This window comes from Dorea sp. Marseille-P4042, from assembly GCF_900290215.1.
Taxonomy (GTDB): Bacteria; Bacillota; Clostridia; order Lachnospirales; family Lachnospiraceae; genus Dorea; species Dorea formicigenerans.
This window is the reverse complement of sequence record NZ_OLMI01000001.1, coordinates 697,957-720,518: the sequence shown is the minus strand read 5'-3', so window position 1 is coordinate 720,518 and position 22,562 is coordinate 697,957. Positions and strand designations below refer to the sequence as shown.

General features: G+C 41.0%; 38 protein-coding genes and 1 pseudogene. 37 read left to right on the top strand and 2 right to left on the bottom strand.

Annotation, left to right across the window (positions count from 1 at the left end; all coding sequences use genetic code 11):
• Positions 1-2 precede the first annotated feature (2 nt).
• The 28 genes from C7E02_RS03700 (at position 3) to C7E02_RS03565 (ending at position 17,587) form a co-directional block, all read left to right on the top strand.
• Positions 3-386 (top strand): DUF551 domain-containing protein, encoded by a 384-nt coding sequence (locus C7E02_RS03700; protein WP_105308826.1) that lies wholly within the window; start codon positions 3-5, stop codon positions 384-386.
• The gene (locus tag C7E02_RS03695; protein WP_105308825.1) at positions 376-624 is read left to right on the top strand and encodes a hypothetical protein; all 249 of its coding nucleotides are present in this window, start codon (positions 376-378) and stop codon (positions 622-624) included. The genes C7E02_RS03700 and C7E02_RS03695 overlap by 11 nt, the downstream gene beginning before the upstream one ends.
• A 25-nt stretch (positions 625-649) precedes the next feature.
• Positions 650-829, top strand: a complete 180-nt coding sequence (locus C7E02_RS19155) for a hypothetical protein (protein ID WP_158682972.1) — start codon at positions 650-652, stop codon at positions 827-829.
• Positions 769-1,047, top strand: a complete 279-nt coding sequence (locus tag C7E02_RS03690) for a hypothetical protein (protein ID WP_105308824.1) — start codon at positions 769-771, stop codon at positions 1,045-1,047. Before C7E02_RS19155 ends, C7E02_RS03690 begins: the two co-directional genes overlap by 61 nt.
• Positions 1,044-1,292, top strand: coding sequence for a hypothetical protein (locus C7E02_RS03685; protein ID WP_021840565.1), 249 nt, complete (start codon positions 1,044-1,046; stop codon positions 1,290-1,292). Before C7E02_RS03690 ends, C7E02_RS03685 begins: the two co-directional genes overlap by 4 nt.
• 20 nt (positions 1,293-1,312) lie before the next feature.
• Positions 1,313-1,546, top strand: a complete 234-nt coding sequence (locus C7E02_RS03680) for a hypothetical protein (RefSeq protein WP_158682971.1) — start codon at positions 1,313-1,315, stop codon at positions 1,544-1,546.
• On the top strand, positions 1,539-1,958 hold the full coding sequence (locus C7E02_RS03675) for a sigma factor-like helix-turn-helix DNA-binding protein (RefSeq protein WP_105308822.1): 420 nt from the start codon (positions 1,539-1,541) through the stop codon (positions 1,956-1,958). The genes C7E02_RS03680 and C7E02_RS03675 overlap by 8 nt, the downstream gene beginning before the upstream one ends.
• 236 nt (positions 1,959-2,194) lie before the next feature.
• Positions 2,195-2,539: an HNH endonuclease gene (locus C7E02_RS03670; protein ID WP_021840569.1), complete on the top strand. Its 345-nt coding sequence runs from the start codon at positions 2,195-2,197 to the stop codon at positions 2,537-2,539.
• Between the two features lie 111 nt (positions 2,540-2,650).
• The gene (locus tag C7E02_RS03665) at positions 2,651-3,898 is read left to right on the top strand and encodes a phage portal protein (protein WP_105308821.1); all 1,248 of its coding nucleotides are present in this window, start codon (positions 2,651-2,653) and stop codon (positions 3,896-3,898) included.
• 3 nt (positions 3,899-3,901) lie between these two features.
• A complete protein-coding gene (locus tag C7E02_RS19575) occupies positions 3,902-4,942 on the top strand; it encodes a VG15 protein (RefSeq protein WP_242978730.1) in 1,041 nt (346 codons plus the stop codon).
• Complete coding sequence (locus C7E02_RS03655) at positions 4,935-5,213, top strand: hypothetical protein (protein ID WP_021840572.1); 279 nt, start codon at positions 4,935-4,937, stop codon at positions 5,211-5,213. Before C7E02_RS19575 ends, C7E02_RS03655 begins: the two co-directional genes overlap by 8 nt.
• 27 nt (positions 5,214-5,240) lie before the next feature.
• The gene (locus C7E02_RS03650; protein ID WP_021840573.1) at positions 5,241-5,444 is read left to right on the top strand and encodes a hypothetical protein; all 204 of its coding nucleotides are present in this window, start codon (positions 5,241-5,243) and stop codon (positions 5,442-5,444) included.
• Positions 5,445-5,488: 44 nt separating this feature from the next.
• The gene (locus tag C7E02_RS03645; RefSeq protein WP_105308820.1) at positions 5,489-6,883 is read left to right on the top strand and encodes a terminase large subunit; all 1,395 of its coding nucleotides are present in this window, start codon (positions 5,489-5,491) and stop codon (positions 6,881-6,883) included.
• Between the two features lie 67 nt (positions 6,884-6,950).
• Complete coding sequence (locus tag C7E02_RS03640; protein WP_105308819.1) at positions 6,951-7,436, top strand: DUF4355 domain-containing protein; 486 nt, start codon at positions 6,951-6,953, stop codon at positions 7,434-7,436.
• A gap of 5 nt (positions 7,437-7,441) precedes the next feature.
• The gene (locus C7E02_RS03635; RefSeq protein WP_105308818.1) at positions 7,442-8,320 is read left to right on the top strand and encodes a phage major capsid protein; all 879 of its coding nucleotides are present in this window, start codon (positions 7,442-7,444) and stop codon (positions 8,318-8,320) included.
• 1 nt (position 8,321) lies between these two features.
• Entirely contained in the window at positions 8,322-8,501 is a 180-nt protein-coding gene (locus C7E02_RS03630) for a hypothetical protein (protein ID WP_105308817.1), read from the top strand.
• Positions 8,501-8,923, top strand: a complete 423-nt coding sequence (locus C7E02_RS03625; protein WP_105308816.1) for a phage Gp19/Gp15/Gp42 family protein — start codon at positions 8,501-8,503, stop codon at positions 8,921-8,923. Before C7E02_RS03630 ends, C7E02_RS03625 begins: the two co-directional genes overlap by 1 nt.
• Positions 8,883-9,224 (top strand): hypothetical protein, encoded by a 342-nt coding sequence (locus tag C7E02_RS03620; RefSeq protein ID WP_105308815.1) that lies wholly within the window; start codon positions 8,883-8,885, stop codon positions 9,222-9,224. The genes C7E02_RS03625 and C7E02_RS03620 overlap by 41 nt, the downstream gene beginning before the upstream one ends.
• Positions 9,217-9,438: a hypothetical protein gene (locus C7E02_RS03615; RefSeq protein ID WP_105308814.1), complete on the top strand. Its 222-nt coding sequence runs from the start codon at positions 9,217-9,219 to the stop codon at positions 9,436-9,438. The genes C7E02_RS03620 and C7E02_RS03615 overlap by 8 nt, the downstream gene beginning before the upstream one ends.
• Positions 9,419-9,754, top strand: a complete 336-nt coding sequence (locus tag C7E02_RS03610) for a hypothetical protein (protein WP_105308813.1) — start codon at positions 9,419-9,421, stop codon at positions 9,752-9,754. The genes C7E02_RS03615 and C7E02_RS03610 overlap by 20 nt, the downstream gene beginning before the upstream one ends.
• Positions 9,755-9,764: 10 nt before the next feature.
• The gene (locus C7E02_RS03605) at positions 9,765-10,316 is read left to right on the top strand and encodes a phage tail tube protein (protein WP_105308812.1); all 552 of its coding nucleotides are present in this window, start codon (positions 9,765-9,767) and stop codon (positions 10,314-10,316) included.
• A 1-nt stretch (position 10,317) separates the two neighbouring features.
• The gene (locus tag C7E02_RS03600) at positions 10,318-10,608 is read left to right on the top strand and encodes a hypothetical protein (protein ID WP_105308811.1); all 291 of its coding nucleotides are present in this window, start codon (positions 10,318-10,320) and stop codon (positions 10,606-10,608) included.
• An 11-nt stretch (positions 10,609-10,619) separates the two neighbouring features.
• Positions 10,620-10,991, top strand: coding sequence for a DUF5361 domain-containing protein (locus C7E02_RS03595; RefSeq protein WP_105308810.1), 372 nt, complete (start codon positions 10,620-10,622; stop codon positions 10,989-10,991).
• Entirely contained in the window at positions 10,991-12,871 is a 1,881-nt protein-coding gene (locus C7E02_RS03590; protein ID WP_105308809.1) for a phage tail protein, read from the top strand. The genes C7E02_RS03595 and C7E02_RS03590 overlap by 1 nt, the downstream gene beginning before the upstream one ends.
• Positions 12,868-13,761, top strand: a complete 894-nt coding sequence (locus C7E02_RS03585) for a hypothetical protein (RefSeq protein ID WP_105308808.1) — start codon at positions 12,868-12,870, stop codon at positions 13,759-13,761. Before C7E02_RS03590 ends, C7E02_RS03585 begins: the two co-directional genes overlap by 4 nt.
• The gene (locus C7E02_RS03580) at positions 13,698-14,705 is read left to right on the top strand and encodes a Gp37-like protein (RefSeq protein WP_105308807.1); all 1,008 of its coding nucleotides are present in this window, start codon (positions 13,698-13,700) and stop codon (positions 14,703-14,705) included. Before C7E02_RS03585 ends, C7E02_RS03580 begins: the two co-directional genes overlap by 64 nt.
• A 1,435-nt stretch (positions 14,706-16,140) precedes the next feature.
• Complete coding sequence (locus tag C7E02_RS03570; protein ID WP_105308806.1) at positions 16,141-17,130, top strand: tyrosine-type recombinase/integrase; 990 nt, start codon at positions 16,141-16,143, stop codon at positions 17,128-17,130.
• Between the two features lie 157 nt (positions 17,131-17,287).
• On the top strand, positions 17,288-17,587 hold the full coding sequence (locus tag C7E02_RS03565; RefSeq protein WP_330406735.1) for a hypothetical protein: 300 nt from the start codon (positions 17,288-17,290) through the stop codon (positions 17,585-17,587).
• A 1-nt stretch (position 17,588) separates the two neighbouring features.
• Here the strand turns inward: C7E02_RS03565 and C7E02_RS03560 are convergent, their stop codons facing one another.
• Entirely contained in the window at positions 17,589-17,861 is a 273-nt protein-coding gene (locus C7E02_RS03560) for a hypothetical protein (RefSeq protein ID WP_105308804.1), read from the bottom strand.
• A 42-nt stretch (positions 17,862-17,903) separates the two neighbouring features.
• Here C7E02_RS03560 and C7E02_RS03555 point away from each other — a divergent pair, with 42 nt between their 5' ends.
• The 9 genes and pseudogenes from C7E02_RS03555 to C7E02_RS20625 all read left to right on the top strand — a co-directional run.
• Positions 17,904-18,275 carry a hypothetical protein gene (locus tag C7E02_RS03555; protein ID WP_105308803.1) on the top strand — a complete coding sequence of 124 codons (372 nt, stop codon included), beginning with the start codon at positions 17,904-17,906 and terminating at the stop codon, positions 18,273-18,275.
• 56 nt (positions 18,276-18,331) lie between these two features.
• Entirely contained in the window at positions 18,332-18,472 is a 141-nt protein-coding gene (locus tag C7E02_RS03550) for a CD1375 family protein (RefSeq protein ID WP_233420457.1), read from the top strand.
• Positions 18,473-18,485: 13 nt separating this feature from the next.
• The gene (locus C7E02_RS03545; protein ID WP_105308802.1) at positions 18,486-19,376 is read left to right on the top strand and encodes an Ig-like domain-containing protein; all 891 of its coding nucleotides are present in this window, start codon (positions 18,486-18,488) and stop codon (positions 19,374-19,376) included.
• Between the two features lie 11 nt (positions 19,377-19,387).
• Positions 19,388-19,714, top strand: coding sequence for a PF13754 domain-containing protein (locus C7E02_RS03540; RefSeq protein WP_105308801.1), 327 nt, complete (start codon positions 19,388-19,390; stop codon positions 19,712-19,714).
• Positions 19,707-19,973: a hypothetical protein gene (locus tag C7E02_RS03535; RefSeq protein WP_005342159.1), complete on the top strand. Its 267-nt coding sequence runs from the start codon at positions 19,707-19,709 to the stop codon at positions 19,971-19,973. Before C7E02_RS03540 ends, C7E02_RS03535 begins: the two co-directional genes overlap by 8 nt.
• Complete coding sequence (locus tag C7E02_RS19355) at positions 19,973-20,131, top strand: hypothetical protein (RefSeq protein ID WP_005331384.1); 159 nt, start codon at positions 19,973-19,975, stop codon at positions 20,129-20,131. Before C7E02_RS03535 ends, C7E02_RS19355 begins: the two co-directional genes overlap by 1 nt.
• Positions 20,132-20,202: 71 nt before the next feature.
• A complete protein-coding gene (locus C7E02_RS03530; RefSeq protein ID WP_177970116.1) occupies positions 20,203-20,502 on the top strand; it encodes a hypothetical protein in 300 nt (99 codons plus the stop codon).
• A 2-nt stretch (positions 20,503-20,504) separates the two neighbouring features.
• The gene (locus C7E02_RS03525; RefSeq protein ID WP_105309003.1) at positions 20,505-20,732 is read left to right on the top strand and encodes a holin; all 228 of its coding nucleotides are present in this window, start codon (positions 20,505-20,507) and stop codon (positions 20,730-20,732) included.
• 28 nt (positions 20,733-20,760) lie between these two features.
• A pseudogene (locus tag C7E02_RS20625) lies at positions 20,761-21,258 on the top strand (hypothetical protein); the annotation flags it as partial.
• Between the two features lie 138 nt (positions 21,259-21,396).
• Here the strand turns inward: C7E02_RS20625 and C7E02_RS03515 are convergent.
• The gene (locus C7E02_RS03515; protein WP_242978729.1) at positions 21,397-22,494 is read right to left on the bottom strand and encodes a carboxypeptidase-like regulatory domain-containing protein; all 1,098 of its coding nucleotides are present in this window, start codon (positions 22,492-22,494) and stop codon (positions 21,397-21,399) included.
• Positions 22,495-22,562 lie beyond the last annotated feature (68 nt).

Below are 22,562 nucleotides of genomic sequence, written 5' to 3'. Positions count from 1 at the left end.
AAATGAATAATCAACGAGCAATAGACAGATTGACGAAGCATTTGGAATGGGGCTGGTCTAAGAAAACAGTAGATGCTATTGAAAGGGGGATACATGCACTGAAAGAAACTCAGTGGATTCCATGTAGTGAGAGAATGCCAAAAGAACGCGACAGCATGTTTGCAAGATGGAAAGGCACTGACAAATGGACGGAAGCAATGTTTGAAAAGAGGTCCGATACTGTGATTGCGACTATAGAGTATAGCAATGGCAAAAGGACAGTGGCACCGGCTTATACAACGGATGGTAAATGGAGATGTGATTGCATTATAGGAGATGACGGGGAAGTGATAGCCTGGATGCCGTTGCCGGAACCATATAAAGAGGAAAAACAGAATGACAAATAGGGAGTATATGATAAATCTATTGCTGGACGGTTTGGAATCTAGCGGAAGATGTTTGAATCGAGTAAGCATTGATGATGCCGGTTCAAGCGAAGAAGCTATGATTTATTACAACATAAATTGTCCATATTATGCAGGTGATAAAAGAGCATATTGCCGAAAAGAAGGTAGTCTTGTACTAAGTAGAGAGGTATGCGTAGCTTGTAAAGCACATTGGCTTGAACAGGAAGTTGATGAATAAAAAAACGACGAAGGAGATGGTGGTAATGAATAACAATATTCCAGAAAATAAGAACAAATACAAGAACAACTGCCGGAAGGCTCATGCAGATTATTACAGAGATGACCGGAATAAGATGATTGAAGCAAGGAGGCTTAGAAAGAAATGTGGACCATTAAATCGGACGAACGTCTTGAATTATATGATGAAGAAGAGGACGAAGTAATTGCAATATTACTCTGGGACGAGAGATTCTTGAACTGGAAATTGTATTATAGGTATACAGGAGGGAGTGGATATGCCTATCTGGATTCCATGGAAGGATTTGGAAAGCTTGATATTGAACCAGTAGAGATGGCAGCAGTCGAGACCATTATAGACTACTGCAAGGAAAAGGCAAACCTTTGGGAAGGACGTGCAGAGGATATGGAGGCGATGATGTGAAATGGATCCGGGAAAACATGAATCAGATAAACCTGGTAGAGGAAGGAAAAAAGATAGCATACATTGCCTATATTAACTGGGAATGGAAATTATTTGAAGGTGGCGAAGAGTGGTGTGTTGGTCTGAAGGTCTATAATTCGCACCAGGTAGAAGAGGCGCAGCGGGCAGCAGTCAATGAGCTGATTCGGTATCACACAGAAAAAGCAGAGTTGTTCCAGAAATATAAAATGGAGACAGCAGCATAAAGCGGAGGAGGTGAAAGCCGTTGGCGTACATGGAAAGTTATGAGCAGCTGGTATTTGCAATCGTGAAGTTAGCTGTAGAAGATTATCGCAGTGCATTAAAACGATTGAAAAGACATTCGAATGACCAGCAGGCATTATGGAGTAAAGCTGATTGCGAACGATTCTTCCGGAATGATATTGGAACATATTGTAATCTGGACGAAGAAAAGATTATGAAAGCTATTCAGGAACAGGTGGGATATAACGATGGATAGAAAGCAGTTGAAAAAGTATAAATCCAACAAAAGAAGAATAGCCGGAATCAAGAAGACAATAGACAGATTAGTGGAGCAGTTGGATAATGTTCCGGTAGTACCGGGCAAGGTCACAAAGTCAGGTGATGAATTTCCATATATTGAGCAGCATGTAAAGGTAGTAATGGAAGAACCAAAGGAAGCGACCAGGTTAAAAGAACGCATCAGAGAGAAGCAGCAAGATCTCAGCAGATTGGAGCAGGAGAACGAAGAAGTAGAAAGGTATATATCACAGTTACCTGTAGGCATGAAAAAAGAGATATTTGAAATGGTGTATCTGGACGGAATGACACAGAAAGAAGCTGGTGAGAGTTTAGGATATACCCAATCAATGGTATCCAAGGTAATAAATGCAGACATAAAAGATTCATAACATTCATATTTTAGATGTGTTATTGTTATAATGAACTTAGTGGAAAAACAGATTTCATTATGGTTTCACAATCCCCTTACAAGGTATATACAGTCCTAGAAGGAACGGCTTGGCAACAGGCTGTTCTTTTGTTGTGCAGGATAAAAAAGAAGTAGTAGATATTTATAATAAAGAGAAGACGATGATGGCAGCAGTCAATTGATTGCTGCCATTTGCATGCAAGGAGAAAGTAAATATTGAAGAGGAATAGACCAGATAAAGACGGTACCCACCGTGGAGCTTTTGAAAAGAATAAGAAAAAGATTTATGCAACCCAGACTGTGTGTGGAATATGTGGAAAGCCTGTGGACTTTTCACTCAAGTATCCACATCCGTTGTCGCCATGCATAGATCATATTATTCCAATCGCGAAAGGTGGACATCCATCTGACTTGGATAATATGCAGCTTGCACATTGGACCTGTAACAGACAGAAGAGCGACAAGCTGATAGACAGTAGAGGCGGAGGAAAACAAGAAGAATCAATTGGAAACAGGGTACTTCCTCATACATTTGATTGGAGTAATTATAGACCTAAATAATCTTGACGGATAGGGGGCATACCTCCCCCACCTCGGGTGCGCGCGGACTTCACACCGTCACTGCGAAAAAAAACACACGCTGAGAGAAAATGGCGTGGAAAGGAGAAATAAATGGCAGATTACAGGGGCATAGATTACCTAAGGAAAAAGCTGAATCGAAAGAGAAGCCGAGTATTAAGACGGTATAAATTCTATGAAATGAAAAATATAGCGCGGGACATGGGAATTGCCACACCACCTAGCCTGCAATGGTTACAAGCAGTACTTGGATGGAATGCAAAGGCCGTAGATTCGATTGCGGACAGGCTAGTGTTCCGTGGGTTTCGCGATGACAATTTTGACATGACAGGGATATTTCGAATGAATAATCCGGATATATTATATGATTCCGCGGTACTGTCGGCATTGATTTCTTCCTGCTGTTTCATCTACATCTCGAAAGGTGAAGATGACTTCCCGAGATTACAGGTAATTGATGGAGCAAATGCGACTGGAATTATCAATCCAATTACAAATCTGCTCACGGAAGGCTATGCAGTACTGGAACGCGATGACAATGGAAAAGTGACCGTAGAGGCTTATTTTGTAGAAGGGTGGACAGTAATCTACAGAAACGGAGTACTTGTTCAGCTTTTTGATGATAACGCACCAGCACCGCTACTGGTGCCAATCATATTCCGACCGGATGCTAAGAGAGCATTTGGTCATTCTAGAATCAGCCGGGCATGTATGTCAATTACAGAATCAGCAATGAGAACTTTGAAGCGATCTGAGATAACTGCAGAGTTTTATTCATTTCCGCAAAAATATGTAGTTGGTCTGGATCCGGACGCAGAACAGATGGATAAGTGGAAAGCTACTGTATCGAGCTTATTACAATTTGATAAAGATGAGGAGGGAGATTCGCCGACTTTAGGACAATTCCAGCAGCAGTCTATGGCACCACATTTAGATCAACTTAAAATGTTTGCCGCGTTGTTTGCCGGAGAGACCGGATTGACCCTTGATGACTTAGGATTTGCAACGGAGAATCCGGCTAGCCAGGAAGCAATCAAGGCATCACACGAGAATCTGAGACTGACAGCAAGAAAAGCACAGCGAGCATTTGGTAGTGGATTTCTGAATGCTGGCTATCTGGCTGCATGTCTACGTGATGATTATCAATATTACCGTAATCAGGTATATATGACGACGCCAATCTGGGAACCAGTGTTTGAACCAGATGCAGCAATGCTGTCCAATATTGGAGATGGAGCAATTAAGATTAACCAGGCAGTGCCAGGATATTTCAATGCAGATAACTTAAGAGATTTAACTGGAATTAACATGAGTAATCTGCCAGTAACTTCGGAGGTGTAGCCTATGGAGGACATCACACCAGGACTTTTGGAGAAGATACAGAAACAATTCTATCATGATATTGAAAAGAGCAGCATCATTAAAAACTTCAAAAAACAGGCGCAGAGAGGTAAGACTTCATACAGCCAAGCAAACGAGGTGGCACAAGAGATTGGGAAAATCTTAGCGCAATCATATTCGGACAACTTATCATCTGATATATTGCCAGATGGAAAGATGTATTATAACATTGCTTCCCGAGTATTGGATCCGACGTTGAAGGAAGCTTATGAGATGGCGGCAGATAATGCAGCTATTGTACAGCAGATCATGAACGAAGCAGCAGGCATTGGAATTAAAACAATAAGAGCACAAATCCAACAGGATAATATAAATGGTATTGTAAATCGGATTTCAAGTGAGGAATATTTTGATGATGTGAAATGGATTCTCGATGCACCTGTACGGAATTTGGTTCAGAAAGCAATGGACGATACTGTTCAAAAAAATGCAGATTTTCATGCAAAAGCTGGATTGAGACCAAAGATTATACGGAGATCCTCCGGACATTGTTGCGAATGGTGTAATCAGGTAGCTGGAACATATGTATATCCAGATGTTCCTAAAGATGTGTTTCGGAGACATGATAATTGTGATTGCATTGTTGAGTATTATCCGGGAGACGGTAAAAAGCAAAATGTATGGACAAAAGAATGGAAATACGAAAAAGAATCTGATAAAATAGAGGAAAGAAAAGCAAGAGAAAAAAATGAATTAGCAATCAGGATAGCTGAACACCCAAAGATGTTTCAGGCATATACACCGGAAGGATTGAAAAAAGCATTGGAGAAAGCCGGATATGAAGTTAAACCATTAGGAAGAGGGAGCTTAAAAGGCATACCATTTGAAGAAGGCGGTGGATTTCGAGTCTCTTATGATGGGGACGGATATTTACAATATCATCCTGAAACCAATAGCCATCATGGAGAAGCCTATTATAAAACATCAAGCGGAAGAACAGGGACAAAGCGCTATAATCTGAATGGAGATGAGAAAAATGACTAAGACGAGAGAAAGCGTTGAATATATTGAAAACAGATTGAGAAAAATATATGAAGAACGTAAAATCAATAATGAAGATTGGTTTATTTTACCGAATCAAGTAGCCATACATATTGATATTATAGAAAAAAAACGTCTCGTAATTGAATTCGCAGATAATGAGGAAAAAGCCAAAACACACATGGCTGATGATGGACAATCATATTATCTCGATGATTATACACTTGAAGAGATGTTCAATGAAATGATAAAAGAAATTGAGAATGAAATATGATTACCCGAGCAAAAAGAGGATAAAAACATGACATATGATGAAGTAAAAAGATTTTTGCACAAAAAAATTATTGTGACAGATATAGACGGAAATCGTATAAAAGGGATATTCACCAATACAGTGTCAGAATACGACACATCGTCTGGAAAAGAAGAAATAGAACTAGATGCCGGAAAAGTATTTTATGGAATTCCGCTAGATGAAATAAAAGATATAATAGAGATTAAATAAGCTGCCAGATTATTCTGGTGGCTTATATTTTTTGAGGAGGCTACATGGGAGAAGTAAGGAAGGGGCGGCAGACCCCGACACAATCTGTCGTGCTGCCTTATTCTTCAACATATGGAGCTGAAGCAATAGACATTTACAATTCGACAGGAAGAACTGCACAGGAGTGGCAGGAGCTTCTACTGTCAGACATTTTGGCCGTAAACGAAGAGGGGTTATGGGTACATACCAAATTCGGGTATTCAGTCCCAAGGCGTAATGGAAAGAATGAAATTGTTGCAATAAGGGAGATGTATGGATTAAAGAAAGGCGAAAGAATCCTACATACAGCACATAGAACCACAACTACACACAGCGCATGGGAACGACTTTCGAATTTGCTAAAGAAAGCAAATATCGAGGTCGTTTCTTCATATAAGGCATTTGGAAAAGAACATTTGGAAGTTGCTGGCGGTGGAATTATCGAATTCCGAACCAGAACATCAAAAGGTGGTCTGGGAGAAGGATTTGATTTATTGGTTATCGATGAGGCACAAGAGTACCAAGATGATCAGGAGAGTGCATTAAAATATGTCGTTACAGATAGCAAGAATCCACAGACAATTTTTTGTGGAACACCACCAACTCCTGTAAGCTCCGGAACGGTTTTCACAAAATTCCGTAAGGCAACCTTGGAAGGGCAAACGGTTAACTCCGGGTGGGCGGAATGGTCCGTGCCGGAGCAGACAGATATAAGAGATATAGATGCCTGGTACGAGACAAATCCATCTCTTGGAACTGTATTCACGGAAAGGTCTGTAACGGATGAGATTGGTTCAGATCCGATTGATTTTAATATCCAGCGATTAGGATTATGGATTCGCTATAATCAGAAATCAGCTATCAGCGCAACAGAATGGAATGAACTGAAAGCTGATGCCCCACCGGAGCTTACAGGAGATCTTTTTGTAGGGATCAAATACAGCAAAGATGGGAATGTGGCAATGGGAGTTGCGTCTAAAACGAGAGATGGCAAGATATTTTTAGAGTGTATCGATTGTCGTGAAGTACGTGCAGGTGATACATGGATACTAGCATATTTGAAAAACTGGAAAGCGAGAAAGGTGATTATAGATGGAGCATCAGGACAGCAGTTAATGGAAAATGAAATGAAAGATTGTGGTATAAAAAATTCACACCTTCCGACAGTGAAGGAAATCATTGCCGCGAATGCCTCGTTTGAACAAGGGCTATATCAAAAAAATATTATCCATTTCGGGCAGCCATCATTAGTACAGGTAGTAAGCAACTGTGAAAAAAGAACAATAGGAACTAATGGTGGATTTGGCTACAAGGCAATGAAAGAAGAGATGGAGATTGCGTTGCTTGACAGTATCATACTTGCATACTGGGCGTGCAGTGAGACGAAAACGAAGAAAAGAAAACAAAGAGTTAGTTGTTAAGAGACACCTTAGGGTGTCTTTTTACATATTACGCAACCCAGCGGTTAATGGAGAAAGGAGTAACAAAATGGCAGAATTTACACCAATTACAACACAGGAGCAGCTTGATAAAGTAATCGGAGAGCGCATTGCGGGAGTGAAAGCAAAATATGAAGGCTTTGATGGTTACAAGAAAAAAGCAGAAGATTATGATGTTCTAAAAGCAAAATCCGATGGTTTTGAACAGCAGATTGCAGCGTTGAACAAGGAAATTAACGGTGATGGAGAAAAGAACCTCGGATACAAGAAACAGCTTGAAGAGGCACAGGGCAAGATCAAGGGATACGAGACCAGTTCTCTCAAGATGAGAATTGCACATGAAAATGGAATCCCATATGAACTTGCAGGTAGATTAAGTGGATCTGATGAAGAGGAAATCAAGAAAGATGCTGAGACAATGGCAAAATTCTTGAGAAAAAAAGATGTTCCTCCACTTGCAGGAGGAGATCCACAAAAAATTGATGACAAAAAGACAGCAATGAAAGGCATGCTGGCTAGTTTGAAAGGAGAATAAAAAATATGGCAACATCAAAAGGAACAATGTTTGACCCTACACTGGTCAAAGATCTTATTACAAAAGTAAAAGGGAAGTCAGCACTGGCTGCATTATGTGGTCAGACACCGATTCCATTTAATGGATTGAAAGAAATGATTTTTTCTATGGACAATGAAATTGATATTGTCGCAGAGAATGGAAAGAAAACCGAAGGCGGTATTGCTATCGCACCAGTTAAAATTGTACCGGTTAAGTTTGAATATGGTGCAAGAATTTCTGATGAATTTATGATTGCTACAGAAGAAGAGCAGTTGGATATTTTAACAGCATTTAATGATGGATTTGCGAAGAAAGTAGCGAAAGGACTTGACCTTGCAGCTATGCATGGTATTAACCCAAGAACGGGAACAGCATCTGCTGTAATTGGAGACAATCATTTTGATGCGAAAGTTACGCAAACTATAGATTATGCGTCAGCAGCACCGGATACAAATCTGGAAGATGCGATTGCGGTAGTAGATGGTTCTGAAGGAGATGTAACAGGACTCGCGCTTTCGAAGACGTTCGGATCAGCGATGGCAAAAGTCAAAGCGAATGGAATCAAGCAGTATCCGGAATTTGCATTTGGAGCATCACCTGCAACGTTTAATGGAATACCGACAAGCGTCAACAAAACTGTATCTAGCGGAACAACGAAAGACCACGGTATTATTGGAGACTTCCAGGGAGCGGTTAAATGGGGATATTCAAAGGAAATTCCTATGGAAATTATTCAGTATGGTGATCCGGACAACTCAGGAAAAGACTTAAAAGGATATGGTCAGATCTATATCCGTGCAGAAGTATATCTGGGATGGGGAATCTTGGTGCCAGAATGGTTTGCAAGAATTAAGGAGGCATAGTATGAAGTATAAAAATACAAAAACGGGCGCAATTATTGAGACAAGTACAAAGGTTTCCGGCGAAAACTGGGAACCTTTTACCGGCAAAGAATCCGAGGAGAAAAAAACGCCATCTAAAAAGCAGAAGGCTAACAAAGCGGAAGGCGATTCCAAAGACGATGCACAAGAGGGCACAGAATAATGGATTCATTCGCTACACTAGAAGATATATCTATCCTGTGGCGTGAACTTAAGGAATCCGAGTACAGCAAGGCGGAGAAGCTTCTGACAGTTGTCTCGGATTCTCTAAGATATGAAGCCAACAAGGTTGGAAAAGATTTGGATAATATGATTGAACAGAATGAGGCGTTGCGGAATGTTGCGAAATCTGTGACTGTTGACGTGGTAGCGCGTACACTTATGACATCGACAGACACAGAGCCAATGACACAGATGTCTCAATCAGCGCTGGGCTATTCGGTGACAGGAACATATCTGATTCCTGGAGGCGGTTTATTCATTAAGAAATCCGAGTTATCCAGACTAGGTCTTAGAAGACAGAAAGTTGGGGTGATGGATATTTATGGCATCGATGATCAAGGGAATTCCAGTAACACTGTATGAGAAGACAGTAATTGGAAAAGATGAATTTGATCGCCCGCTACACCAAGAAATACCAGTGACAATTGAGAATGTGCTTGTAGCTCCGGCATCGACCACGGAAATTCTGAACGCATTGAATCTGACTGGAAAGAAAGCGGTATACAATATCGCAATTCCGAAAGGAGACAATCACACTTGGCAGGATTGCCGGGTAGATTTCTTCGGAATGTCTTGGCAAGTGATTGGGTTTCCACAACAGGGAATTGAAGAGAATATCCCGTTAGAATGGAATCAAAAATGGCAGGTAGCGTTATATGGGTAAGACGAAGATTGTTTTGAACCGTGCAGGTGTTAGAGAGTTAATGCAGTCACCGGAAATGCAGGCAATCCTTGTAGAGCATGCGAATAAGATAGCCAGTGCATCAGAAACCGAAGCGTATGTAGCACAGACACGTGCAGTTGTGAAAGTCTGCGGAGATGACGGTAATAACGGATTATTGAAGGCGGTTGGAAAACATGGTGGAAAAAATCGTTAAGGATTATCTGCAGTCCAGTCTTGGAATACCGGTTAGATTGGAAGAAGAGGATGATCTTGGAAATGAATATGTATTGATTGAAAAGACTGGATCTGGCGTAGAAGACCATATAAAACGGGCAACTCTGGCAGTCCAGTCTTATTCTACGTCCCTGTACAGGGCGGCATCGCTCAATGAGCGGGTAAAAGAAGCAATGGAAAAAATAATCGAATTGGACGATATCAGTAGATGTGAGCTTAATACGGATTATAACTACACTGATACGGCAAGGAAAAAATATCGGTATCAGGCAGTATATGATATCGTCCATTATTAGGAGGGATAAGATGAATACAGAACATGTAAGCGCAGGAAAACCGAAAATCGGTGGAGCAATCTATCGAGCACCATTAGGAACCACGCTTCCGACTGATGCCAAAACAGAACTTGATGCAGCATTTAAGGAGCTGGGATACTGTTCGGAAGATGGAATCACAAATTCCAATAGCCCCGAGACAGATAACGTGAAGGCTTGGGGTGGTGATACTGTTCTTGATTTACAGACAAGCAAAGAGGACAGCTTCAAATATAAGCTACTTGAAATCACCAATATCGAGGTTTTAAAAGCGGTATATGGCGATGAGAATGTAACAGGAACATTAGAAGAAGGGATCACAGTAAAAGCTAATAACAGCGAGGCGGAAGCGTGCGCCTGGGTAATCGACATGATTTTGAAGAAAGCGCTAAAACGAATTGTGATTCCCTCGGCAGCAGTTACAGAGGTAGCAGATATTGTCTATAAAGACAGCGAAGCTATTGGATATGAGACAACACTCAAGGCTACACCAGATTCAAGCGGGCAGACTCACTATGAGTATATCATAAAGAAAGGGAAGTAAGATGAATACAGAAAAAAATGAAGTGGCAGCAATTACAGGGACAACGGAAAGTGGATTTCAATACACGTTACCACCAGATGCGATAGACGATTATGAATTACTGGAAGACTTGAGCAGTGTTGATAATGGAGATGCCTCTAAAATTCCAGTAGCTGCCAGACGACTTCTTGGAGACGCACAACTGGAAGCTCTCAAGAATCACGTAAGAAAGGAAAACGGCAGAGTTCCAGCCACAAAAATGGTTGAGGAGATTACACAGATATTCAAGGGATCGCAAGTAAAAAACTCTTAGTCCTCGCTCACATGATAAACATAGATGAAGAAGCATTGATTTGTGATTTCGCAGAAACGTATCACATTTATGATTACAAATCTCTACCGCTACGAACGGTGGGGATTTTTGCGTGTGGGTTGAGGCCGGATTCAAGAATCGGAATGAGAATATCTGATTCAAAACTTACAACAGATCAAACATTATTAGCACTGGTTGCTGATAATACGCGGGCAATCGCTTGGTTAAATAGCTCAGACGGTGCAAAAGGGATTAATCGTCCAAAATCATTGGTAGAGGCACTGATTGGAGAAAAGAAAACCATAGAAAGTGCAATCGAAACGTTCGAAACGGGACAGGATTTTGACGATGAGTGGAGACGACTGACAGGAGGTGAGAAGTAGTGGCAGGTGCAGAACTTGCAAAAGCATATGTGCAGATTATTCCGTCTGCACAGGGAATCAGTGGAAAAATTCAGCAGGCAATAGACCCAGAGGCAGAACCGGCGGGGGCTTCGTTTGGAGGTAAATTAGTCGGAAAGTTAAAAGGGATTATTGCTACTGCAGCAATTGGAAAGGCATTAGGATCAGCAATCAGCGAGGGCGCAAATCTTGAGCAAAGTCTTGGTGGAATTAAGACACTATTCAAGGATAGTGCTGACAAGGTTAAGGCGAATGCTGCGGAAGCCTATAGGACAGCCGGTATGAGCGCGAACGATTACATGGAATTGACCACAAGTTTCTCCGCAAGCCTCTTATCAAGCTTAAGCAATGATACATCTAAGGCGGCAGATGTAGCAGATATGGCTATGACCGATATGTCTGATAATGCCAATAAAATGGGAACCAACATGGAAGACATTAAGAACGCCTATCAAGGATTTGCAAAACAAAATTATACCATGTTGGACAATTTAAAATTAGGTTACGGTGGTACTAAGACAGAAATGGAGCGCCTGCTTGCTGATGCTCAAAAAATAACGGGTGTAAAGTATGACATCAACAATCTGTCGGATGTATATTCAGCTATTCATGTAATTCAAGGGCAGCTGGATATTACAGGAACAACGGCTCAGGAAGCGGCAACAACCATATCCGGTTCTTTCGCCTCCATGAAGGCCGCAGCGCAAAATGTAATGGGTCAGATTGCTCTTGGAATGGACATAAAACCAGCTTTGTCAGCACTGGCAGAGACGATGACAACTTTTCTTGTTGGGAATTTACTTCCTGCAGTATGGAATGTAATTTCTGCACTTCCGGGGGCGTTAGTAACATTTATACAGACTGCTACACCACAGTTGGCAACTGCATTAATGCAATTTGTGCCAGAGATTGCAACACAAGTCCAAACCGCATTGCCACAGCTATACGAAATGGCAAACGGAATGCTGCTACAGATTACAACTGCAATCCAAACAAATCTTCCAGGGCTATTACAACAAGGTGTTGAAATCGTAACTAATATTGCAAATGGAATATTGCAGAATATTCCTCAATTAATTTCGATGGCAGCAACACTGATGGCTAATTTTGAAAATGCGATATGGTCGGCGTTACCACTTGTATTAGCAGCAGGAGGAAAACTAATCCTCAATCTAGTTAATGGAATTATTAATAATCTTCCACAGATTGCAACAGCTGCAGCTCAAGCAGTGGCAAAAATGACGGCAACAATCGGACAGAATCTACCGCAGGTTCTGCAGTCTGGTATTGAGATTATTGGAAAGTTGGCGGCTGGATTAATTCGAGCAATCCCAAGCCTTATAGCTCAGATTCCTCAAATTATTTCTGGAATTCGAAGCGCGTTTTCAAATGTTGATTGGGGGACTATTGGTCACAATATTATCCAGGGAATTGCGAATGGACTTAGAAATGCAGGACATATGTTGTGGGAAGCTGTCAAGGGAGTGCTTGGAAGTTTTAAGGATAATGTACTGTCGTTCTTCGGAATCCATTCTCCTTCTCGTTGGGGTATATATGTCGGAGAGATGATTGACACTGGTTTTGCAAAAGGAATTATAGGAGAGCTTCCTTCTATTACTTCAGCAGTCTCTAAATTACAGGACATTGCTACAAGCCCATTTACAAATACAAATCTGAATTATGATTTACAGGGAACAGCAAACAGCTCCAGAACATCAGGAAATGAGACGGCAAGTCGACTTGATACTTTAATTGCATTATTAAGAGCAATTATTGCGATTATAGATGGAAAACCAAGTGGAGATGTAAGCGAACGAGAACTGATTCGAGCATTAAGAGATATGGGGGTTGTATTCGAATGATAGAAATCAAATATGTATGTTCTAATGGAAAAGAATACAATCTTGTGGGTGACCGGATGAGACCAACGTCCGGTTACTTCCACGATTATGAATGGAAACCAATGACTACAAATCAGGAAATTGGAGCAGATGTATACGGGTTTGAAAAAGAACCAAAAACATATCAAATCACATTAACATTCCGTGGACCACTGGAAGAACGCAAAGCCAAGATGGACGAGTTGACAAACTGCTTTGAGTATGACGTTGTAAATCTTACTCCAGGGCGCATATGGTTTGGAAACTATTATATTGATTGTTATATTAAGGATATGTCCAGCAAAGTGTCATCTACCCGGAACTGCTGGACAGACATGGAACTCGGTATCTACTGTCCATATCCTATGTGGGCAGAGGAAGAATCTAAGAGCTTCTATCCGGATAGTGCGGACAAGGGGGGAATTTATAACTTTTTAGATTATCCATATGATTATCAATACGACTATTCAAAACCATTATCCGGAACAGAGCATTGGTATGTAGATCATTACAGAAGTAGCAATTTTCAGATGACTATCTATGGCCCGTGTGCGAATCCAAGAATTACCATTGCCTGGCGGGTCTATCAAGTATACGATACGCTTGAAGCACATGAGTATATTGTTATTGATTCGCGTAAAAAAACAATCATAAAAAGACTTGCTAATGGTACAGAGCAGAACATTTTCTACAAGAAAGCAACCGGTAATTCTATATTTGCAGAAATTCCGGCAGGAGATATCTTAATAAGTTGGAGCGGAGAATTCGGTTTTGACATTGTGGTGTACAAAGAAAGGAGTGTACCGGAATGGATCTCATCAAAACAGATCAATACGGAAGGCAGATCGGCTATGTCCAGGGTGCAAATATAGATTTCGAAGTCGGAGCTGATGAAGCCGACAGTATTAATGATTTTGAGATTGAGCTTAAGCGTTGGAATTGGGATGGGTCTATTAGATATGGAACTAGAGTATTTTCACCGGATACTGAGTATGGCGGAATTGTCCGAGAAATCAGCACCGATACAAGCACCAATGTAATCCGTGCAAAAGGAGATACCTGGCGTGGAATGATGACCAAAAAGATTATACAGCCATTAAGTGGCCAAGATTACGCAACAGCATCTGGGGAACTTAATTCAATCATAAAATCCAAGATTGAAGCTGAGTTCCCTGGACTCTTTTATGGCGTTACTGCAGATACGGGTGTTACAGTGAACAATTATCAATTTGACCGGTATTGTACCTTGCATGCTGGACTGGTTAAGATGTTGAAATCAGTAGGATATCGACTGGATATCAGATACCAAGAAGGTGATGTTGGTATGGCCGGATATGTGAAAGTGAGTGCTGTTCCAATCAACGATCTGTCATCAGAGTATGAGCTGACCAATGATAATAACATGAATTTCATAACTGACGATAACCGGCGCGGAATCAACCATCTGATTTGTCTTGGAAAAGGGGATTTAAAGGACAGGTTGGTTATACATCTATACACTGATCAGAACGGTACAATTTCGGAGACTCAGCAATATTTTAAGGGAGCAGAGGAAATTGCGGCTATATATGATAGCAGCGGATCAGAAAGAGATGACCTGATTAAGAATGGAATTAAGGAACTGGAAAGCAAGAAGTCAAGTATGTCTTACAACATGACCATGACTAAGTTGGAAGGAAATATCGATCTAGGAGATATTGTTGGAGGAAAAGATTATTTGACCGGAATTAGCATGAAGAAACCGATTGGTCGAAAGATATGGACAATATCCTCCGGGAAAGAAAAAGTAGTGTATAAACTGGAAGGAGAGAGATAATGGAAATAATTACAGGATATACAGGAAAGCCCCATGTAACATCAGAACAGGATAGAGATGTAAATATTGGAGTTGTGGGAGAAGAATCTTATGTACTGCAGACTGGAATGCAGTTGGCAGCAGAGGTATCTTCCAACAATGAAATTAAAATCAGAGACGGTGTGTTGATGCATCAAGGGTGCACAGCATCAATCAAGAAAAATACATATGACTCTCTTACTATCATCAATGGTAGTCAGGGAATGAAGCGTATTGACTTGATTGTTGCTAGATACGAAAAGAACCAAGACAATAGAACAGAAGGTCTTGACTTGAAAGTTATCCAGGGAACACCGGCGGAATCAAACCCGGTAGTTCCCGAATATACAGAGGGAGATATTCAGGCTGGTGATTATGTGGCAGACATGCCAATGTACCAAGTTATTATTGATGGACTTAATATTACAGAAGTCAAAAAAGTGTTTGAAGTCGCCCCATGTATTGATGCTCTGAAGAAAGAGATTGCTGAATTAAATAGCAATAGCATAATTAAATCTGGTCATAATGATAATGGATATTATCGCAAATACGCTGATGGCACACTTGAAATGTGGGGAAGTAAGCGTTTTGAGAATATAAATATGCAAACTCCAGATAATTGGAATTATNTAAATAGCAATAGCATAATTAAATCTGGTCATAATGATAATGGATATTATCGCAAATACGCTGATGGCACACTTGAAATGTGGGGAAGTAAGCGTTTTGAGAATATAAATATGCAAACTCCAGATAATTGGAATTATTATTCTGGTGGAAGAGTTGATGTTCCCCTCCCAAGGGAATCCAAAACCTGGGTTTTAGTTACAGCAACAGCAGCCGGATCATGTGCTCCTTGGATTTCAATTCCACAAAATGGATTGGGAACAGATTTATTTCAAGCATGGATATATTCTTCAAACAAATCTGCAAGCGAAACAATTACGATTTTTTGGCGTTGCTTTGGAACATGGAAATGATTTGCTTATCGCTGTTTCTGACTAAAATGCTTATGGATATATGTAAATTATTCTGTAATTAATGCGAACACTACAGCTTAACTTTTGAGCAAAATACTGATAGATACTACCTTGCCAGATTTCTGCCCCTAAAAAGCGTGTATTCGTAGCTTCATTGTCACCGTTACATGTAGCTATGCTGAGACGGGTTATACTGTATGACTGACCCAAAATTTCATTCAGTTCATCTTTGTTTATTAGACATGTATAATCTGTTCCAGATACATTTTTAACAGCAGAACCAGATACGACTCTTATTTTCCCGCCACATAGATCGTATATTTGCTGAGAATCATCATTTTTTATAATTTGTATTGTTTTGCTATTTAATTAAGCAACGAATCGTGGCAATGTATTTTCCTTTTTCGTGCTACCATGAAAGCAAAAAGGAGATTTGTATGGAGCAGAAGATTATGGAGGTACTAAGGCGGATGCAACCGGTTCTGGAGGAAGGATTGCTCCGGGAGCTTAAGAATGTGCTGCACATGGTATTCGCTGGGTGCGACGTCGCACAAAAGACAGAGGTACAATGCGTGGATGATTCCTGGAGGATTGACCTGGAAGATTACTTAATGTCTAAGGCATTGGAGGGCAAGAGTACTGATACGGTTAATCGGTATCGATATGAGCTGACAAGATTGTTATCATACATCAATAAGGCAGTAGCAGATATTACAGACGGAGATATATCCAGATATATGCGAGCCTACAAGAATATCCGGGAAGTCAAGAACAGCACACTCAAGGGAGTACGTGCAGTGTACAGTAGCTTTTTCGTGTGGCTCAGAGACAGAGATCGGGTAAGGCGCAACCCAATGATATTGGTGGAATCAATCAAGGTAGAGAAACGCGTCAAGCGCCCGTTCACAGACACAGAACGGGAGAAATTACTCCGGAGTTGTGCCACTATCCGGGACAAGGCTATGATGGAATTTCTGTATTCGACAGCAGTCAGAGTGTCGGAGCTTGCCAGTCTTGATATTGATGATATCCGGTGGAGCACCAAGGATTTAATTGTATACGGTAAGGGTGGAAAAGAAAGGACGGTGTACCTGAATGAACGCACGAACATGTATCTGCAGGAATACCTGCAGAGCAGAACCGATAATAATCCAGCATTATTTGTAGGACTTAAGAGTCCACACAATCGGTTATCGAAGGCTGGAATAGAAGATATGATAAGACGTACCGGAGAACGTGCAAGAGTCGAAAAGGCTCATCCACACAGATTTCGAGGTACGTCCATTACTAATGCCATTAACAGAGGCATGCCGTTACAGGAAGCTTCTATCATGGCAGGACACGCCAAAACTGAGACGACAATGCTCTACTGCAGCGTTGATCAGGAATCGGTGAAATATCACCACAAGAAATATTTAAGCGCATAGCTTTTTTACCACAATTCACACTCACTTCACACTCGGCAATGGTCGGGTGCTTTTGTTATGCGCTTTTATATAGTAACCCGAAAACAAGATTGAAAGGAGGAGTACTTAATAAAATAGCAAAAGTCCAAAGGTTTTTAAATCCTCTGATAGTGACTTTATATCATTCGTAGCTCCGTTTGACTGTATTGCAATCGTTTCTTTTTCGTGCGCAGGTTGGGGCATGAATGGAGAATTTCTTGAGTTTAAAATCAAAAACGATCAAGGCATATTACAAGAAATGTTCGTTCATACTGGCGCTTGCTCTGGAAACAACAATGTATACATCCCATTAAATGCAAAGAGCGGTTTTTCTGGGTTAAAAAAAGGTAGCTCATACAGTTTTTCAAGGCAAAACTTATATAGTTCCTTTGGCATGAGCTGGAACCGTCAGTGGTCTGTGGTGTGCCTGCCGATTTGATTTACTCGTAAATAGCTAACAAAGTGACGGTCGTAGTGCCTCCAAGTCCGTCATAGTAATTCTGATTGACTCTAGCATAGACATATGTCCAATCCGAAGTGGCTTGAATAGCGGTTTTTCCGTAGACCAAGGCATTATTAGAATTAGCTGTTGCTCCACAGATGCAGTCTACAATTTTATTACCTTGTGTCATCAAAGCAGCGATTTCATTTGAAAAATCAACAAGGATATTCGTCTCTGATGGTACGGTTTTACGAAAGCACTTTACTTTCATATTGCTATTTTATTAAGTATTCCTCCTGGAAAGGAGTAACAATTGAAGATTATTTTCAATGACGCAACGGAACTGGTTGTCCAGTCTGCAACAATTCGCGGAGACGGAGGACTACTAATCAAAACGATTTCTGATACAGAAGCGAATTTGAAAAACATGTTCCAGGATCAGACGAAAACCAAGAAGATGACCGTGACAGAACGGGAGTCCACATTGGGGGAGTATGAGAATTACACCAATATGGACGCTATCGTGAAGTATACGGCTGGAATTATCGGTGTGATTCTCTACAAAGTTGGCGAGACACCAGCAGAAAAAATGGAGGCTTTAGCATCAGAGAATGCTGGACTGAAAAAGACTGTTGATATGCTCCAGGAATGCATTCTTGAAATGTCAGAGTTGGTATATCAATAATGGTAACTCTATTAACAAATTTATTCATATTATTACAAAACAATGGAGGTAAAGAAATGATGGCAATGTTATGGGCACAGCAGATTATGTTAGGAAAGAAAACTTATAAGCAGGTACCGAGACTTTTAAAGGATAAGGTAAAAGAGATTCTGGAAGATTCTGGAATGGGTGAACTTGTTACAGAAGCGACAGAGTAGGAGGGCAACGTAGATGGCAGTAAAAACAGTACAATATATATTTAATGGTCAGACATATAATCTGACATTTGATGCATCTACGGGGGAGTATAAAGCAACAGTCCCGGCGCCTAGCAAATCCAGTTACTCACAAGATGGTCATAAATATGGGGGCTCTGTAATAGCTACAGATGATGCCGGAAACTCAACTACAATAAATCAAAGTGATGCTACTTTAGGAGCAAATCTGTTACTTCGCGTCCTTGAAAAAGTCGCACCAACACTTGCTTTCACATACCCGACCGCTGGCGCGTATATTACAAACGCAACTCCAGCTATTAGGTTTAAGGTGACAGATAATGACTCTGGGGTAAATCCAGATACAATCGTTATCAAAGTTGATGGCGCAAAGGTAACAACCTCATTTACAAAAACAGCAGTCACAGGTGGTTACGAGTGTTCCTACACTCCAGGAACAGCATTGGCGGATGGTGCGCATACTATTTCAATCGAAGCATCTGATTTTGATGGAAACGCTGCAACAGCTAAGACAGTCACATTTACGATTGATACAATTCCACCGACACTTACACTTACAAATCCAGCAGATGGGCTTATCACAAATAAATCCACTCTGGTTGTATCTGGTAAAACAGACGATGTAACATCTAAACCTGTAACAGTTACAGTCAATGGAACGGCGGTTGCAGTTAACTCGGATGGTACATTCTCAAAAGAGATTACGCTTGTCAATGGTTCTAACACAATTACCGTTGTTGCAAAAGACAAAGCCGGCAAGACTACAACTGTTACACGTAAGGTAACACTTGATATCGGTGCACCTGTATTCAAGGGTATTACTCTTACACCGAATCCAGTTGACTGCGGTAAGACATTCATTATCTCTGTTAAGGTGACAGACTAAGGAGGTACCGTATGATTACGAAAGTAATCGGTAAGGTCGATGGAAAAGAAGTTATCTTTGAGCGTGCAGAGGGGGACTTGTGGAATACCACAGTCCCTCTTGATTTAGATGGAATGTATGTGGTTGAAGTCACAGCTTATGACGATGCGGAAAACGTAGCGTATTGTACAAAGATGCTGTTGATTGTGGATCCAGCTACGCTATGCGCTCAGCTTGTCGCGTTTGATTATTTTGCCGAAGTCGTTCCGGAAGAGTATGATGCCATCATACAAAATGATGATTTTCAAGTAGAAGCAGTGTATCCGTGTCATCATGGAAGGGGGTGTTGCTGTGAATAAGGTAAAATTCATTCTAGGAGAAGATAAGCATGTAAAACTTCTGATCAGAAGTCCCAACGATGAACCATTCACGATATTAAGCGCCCATTACAGTCTACTCAGGTACGGGGAAGCGGAAGCGAGCGGAGAGTGCGAGATAGATGGTCATTATCTTGACGTGAAAATCTCGCCACAGAACAAGGCATGCTATGTGTTGGAAATCACATACGTGGTTGGTGATTCGACGAGAAAGGCAAGGATAGAAGTGGAGGTAATCTGATGCTTGAAATTACAAATGTGAAGTTAAGCAAGAACACGGTGAATACTGGAGAAAAATATGTTATTTCCGTGGATATTAATGAGATAATAGATTATCCTTACGACTATCCTTATGACTTTCCTGTATCGTGCACAAGAAAAGCAGAGCCTAAAAAATAGGTGAACGCATGGAAATCAGAGCAAGACCGTAAGGTCTTATTTTTATACATTAAAATAAGGAAAAGTTGCACATGATTAAGTTTTTATCAGAAAATTGGGCATTATTATCGTTCGTGATATCAGCAATTGCATACATATATTATCAGGTGATTGCTATGCGTAAAGGAATACGTGCACTACTTAGGGCGGATTTGATACGCCTCTATAACAAGTATCACGACGATTATGGCTATTGTCCTTTGTATGTTAAGCAGTCACTGGAAGACGAATATAAACAATATCACACATTAAAAGGGAATGGTGTAGGCACGCAAATATATCATGCGCTTATGGAGCTGCCTACAGAGCCACCCCATGAAGGAGAGGATTAATGATGTTTAAAAATTGTGTATTTAAAGTATCGGTAGATACAAAGAAGTGGATCAAAAAAGCTGGAATCAGAGCAGTGAAGACGGTAGCGCAGACATTTATTGCTACGATCGGAACAGCATCCTACTTAGGAGCTGTCGATTGGAAGCTGGTTGTGTCAGCATCCGTATTAGCAGGTGTGCTTTCGGTGGCAACATCTGTAGCAGGATTACCAGAGGTTGAGGGCGAGTAATCGTCCTCTTATTGATAGGAGTGATATTATGGCAGTAAGAATTGGAAGCGCACGTATTAATGAGAAGGGCACCACCACCGGAGGAAAAGCCGGAGATCAGACCGGTGGAGAAGTGTCTATACAGAATTACTATCTGCACAGAAAAGGTTGGTACGTAGCAAGACCGAAAGATCCAACTGTAGCAGAGAAGATTGCACAGGCAATGGAAGCAGCGTGCAACAATAATCACATCGGTTATTGCCAGGCACACAGAGACAGCCTTAGAAAGATTGCGATTAAGTATTGCTATAATCTCAGCAAGGTCAATGTTGATGTGGAGGTAGATTGCTCTGCACTGGTCAGAGTATGTTGCTTATATGCTGGAATACAGGTTGGAGATTTCAACACAGCGTCAGAGCTGGAAACCTTGCGAAAGACAGGAGCGTTCGAAATCCTGAAAGATGATAAGCGCTGCAAGGAAAGTACATATCTGAAACGAGGGGATATTCTTGCTACACACACCAAGGGACATACAGTTGTAGTCCTGGACAATGGATCTGGAGTGACTTCCGTTTCAAAGAGCACCAGAGCTTATGTCGTCGGACAAGTCTATGCAACACAGGTGGACGACCTGAGCGTCCGAACCGGTCCGGGAACCAATAATCCGGAAAAATCTTATGCGGAGTTATCCAGTAATGCACAGCAACACGCGCACGATAATGGGAGACTCAAGAAAGGTACTCGTGTAACCTGCAAGGATGTCCGCAAGGTTGGCAGTGACATCTGGATCAAGATTCCAAGCGGTTGGATTGCTGCATATTATGGTGGAAAGAAGTATGTAGGATAGTGTATAATCTGACATATATATAATAGGTAGAAACTTCTTTATACGTCCTGGCAAAATGGTCATCCAGTTTGGACATTGAACCTGTCTTCCATCGCAATACTGTGTAAGTATCGGCTGTCTTACATTTGGTCTTGCAAGATAGTCGGCAAATAATTCATCTACGATGATTGAAATAGAATCGTAAATATTCCGTTCAGGAATCCATTTGTGGTCAAATGCAGTGGAAGATGTAATAGTAAAATCATAGCCCTGGTTCCGGTACCATTCTGTATAGACCCGATTTAATGTAAAGGACATAATTGCCAGTACATTTGCGCGAATCGTATTGGTGGGCCAGGTTGCATAGATTTCACTGGATGCCACATTTTTGATGTAATCTTTGTAATGGACATAATAATTTTTAGCGGTGGAGTCTCTCGGACTTCCATCATGAACAACGATGTATTCGGGAATAACGACCCGGCTTAAGACAATTTCACCGCTTTCGGTTAATGGTTTGATTTCTTCCTCCGGTATTTTCGCCGGGTAATTTCCATATAATGTATGTGCAGGTATCACATAAATAGAATTTTGATTTGTATCAGGAATGAGCGGACGCATGGAAATATTCTGGATAGCTGTGACTGAGGATAGAATCTCAGCACCTGCAATCTGGATAGATTCATAACCTGCTGCTTCCACAGAAATTGTATATTCAGAATAGGGCTGCAATTCGTTTGTTTCATCTAAGCTGTATTCAATTGGAGGTGCAGGAAGATTAATGGTGTCGGTCTGACCGGAAGAATCTGTAGTCAACTCTTCCAATGTCTCATCAGGGACTCCAGTGTATGAAATTGAAATACGTGCATTTTCAATAGGATGTGCATGAATCCTGGAAGTCAGATTTATTTTCAACTGCCCCCAATCCGGCGTGTCGGTTATATGAAAAATGCTCATAATAAAAAATACCTCATAGAAACTAGATTACTTTTATTGTATGATAGAGAAAGAAAGTGTGTGAGATG

Bases quoted from the DNA above. Each gene is read 5' to 3' on its own strand.
- C7E02_RS03640 (WP_105308819.1), top strand. From the start codon at position 6,951: ATGGCAGAATTTACACCAATTACAACACAGGAGCAGCTTGATAAAGTA.
- C7E02_RS03665 (WP_105308821.1), top strand. From the start codon at position 2,651: ATGGCAGATTACAGGGGCATAGATTACCTAAGGAAAAAGCTGAATCGA.
- C7E02_RS03540 (WP_105308801.1), top strand. From the start codon at position 19,388: ATGATTACGAAAGTAATCGGTAAGGTCGATGGAAAAGAAGTTATCTTT.
- C7E02_RS03545 (WP_105308802.1), top strand. From the start codon at position 18,486: ATGGCAGTAAAAACAGTACAATATATATTTAATGGTCAGACATATAAT.
- C7E02_RS03675 (WP_105308822.1), top strand. From the start codon at position 1,539: ATGGATAGAAAGCAGTTGAAAAAGTATAAATCCAACAAAAGAAGAATA.
- C7E02_RS03625 (WP_105308816.1), top strand. From the start codon at position 8,501: ATGGATTCATTCGCTACACTAGAAGATATATCTATCCTGTGGCGTGAA.
- C7E02_RS19575 (WP_242978730.1), top strand. From the start codon at position 3,902: ATGGAGGACATCACACCAGGACTTTTGGAGAAGATACAGAAACAATTC.
- C7E02_RS03605 (WP_105308812.1), top strand. From the start codon at position 9,765: ATGAATACAGAACATGTAAGCGCAGGAAAACCGAAAATCGGTGGAGCA.
- C7E02_RS03585 (WP_105308808.1), top strand. From the start codon at position 12,868: ATGATAGAAATCAAATATGTATGTTCTAATGGAAAAGAATACAATCTT.
- C7E02_RS03645 (WP_105308820.1), top strand. From the start codon at position 5,489: ATGGGAGAAGTAAGGAAGGGGCGGCAGACCCCGACACAATCTGTCGTG.
- C7E02_RS03650 (WP_021840573.1), top strand. From the start codon at position 5,241: ATGACATATGATGAAGTAAAAAGATTTTTGCACAAAAAAATTATTGTG.
- C7E02_RS03570 (WP_105308806.1), top strand. From the start codon at position 16,141: ATGGAGCAGAAGATTATGGAGGTACTAAGGCGGATGCAACCGGTTCTG.
- C7E02_RS03515 (WP_242978729.1), bottom strand. From the start codon at position 22,494: ATGAGCATTTTTCATATAACCGACACGCCGGATTGGGGGCAGTTGAAA.
- C7E02_RS03530 (WP_177970116.1), top strand. From the start codon at position 20,203: ATGATTAAGTTTTTATCAGAAAATTGGGCATTATTATCGTTCGTGATA.
- C7E02_RS03615 (WP_105308814.1), top strand. From the start codon at position 9,217: ATGGGTAAGACGAAGATTGTTTTGAACCGTGCAGGTGTTAGAGAGTTA.
- C7E02_RS03580 (WP_105308807.1), top strand. From the start codon at position 13,698: ATGGATCTCATCAAAACAGATCAATACGGAAGGCAGATCGGCTATGTC.
- C7E02_RS03630 (WP_105308817.1), top strand. From the start codon at position 8,322: ATGAAGTATAAAAATACAAAAACGGGCGCAATTATTGAGACAAGTACA.
- C7E02_RS19355 (WP_005331384.1), top strand. From the start codon at position 19,973: ATGCTTGAAATTACAAATGTGAAGTTAAGCAAGAACACGGTGAATACT.
- C7E02_RS03550 (WP_233420457.1), top strand. From the start codon at position 18,332: ATGATGGCAATGTTATGGGCACAGCAGATTATGTTAGGAAAGAAAACT.
- C7E02_RS03610 (WP_105308813.1), top strand. From the start codon at position 9,419: ATGGTGGAAAAAATCGTTAAGGATTATCTGCAGTCCAGTCTTGGAATA.
- C7E02_RS03655 (WP_021840572.1), top strand. From the start codon at position 4,935: ATGACTAAGACGAGAGAAAGCGTTGAATATATTGAAAACAGATTGAGA.
- C7E02_RS03635 (WP_105308818.1), top strand. From the start codon at position 7,442: ATGGCAACATCAAAAGGAACAATGTTTGACCCTACACTGGTCAAAGAT.
- C7E02_RS03690 (WP_105308824.1), top strand. From the start codon at position 769: ATGTGGACCATTAAATCGGACGAACGTCTTGAATTATATGATGAAGAA.
- C7E02_RS03560 (WP_105308804.1), bottom strand. From the start codon at position 17,861: ATGAAAGTAAAGTGCTTTCGTAAAACCGTACCATCAGAGACGAATATC.
- C7E02_RS03595 (WP_105308810.1), top strand. From the start codon at position 10,620: ATGATAAACATAGATGAAGAAGCATTGATTTGTGATTTCGCAGAAACG.
- C7E02_RS03525 (WP_105309003.1), top strand. From the start codon at position 20,505: ATGTTTAAAAATTGTGTATTTAAAGTATCGGTAGATACAAAGAAGTGG.
- C7E02_RS03700 (WP_105308826.1), top strand. From the start codon at position 3: ATGAATAATCAACGAGCAATAGACAGATTGACGAAGCATTTGGAATGG.
- C7E02_RS03620 (WP_105308815.1), top strand. From the start codon at position 8,883: ATGGCATCGATGATCAAGGGAATTCCAGTAACACTGTATGAGAAGACA.
- C7E02_RS03695 (WP_105308825.1), top strand. From the start codon at position 376: ATGACAAATAGGGAGTATATGATAAATCTATTGCTGGACGGTTTGGAA.
- C7E02_RS19155 (WP_158682972.1), top strand. From the start codon at position 650: ATGAATAACAATATTCCAGAAAATAAGAACAAATACAAGAACAACTGC.
- C7E02_RS03600 (WP_105308811.1), top strand. From the start codon at position 10,318: ATGAATACAGAAAAAAATGAAGTGGCAGCAATTACAGGGACAACGGAA.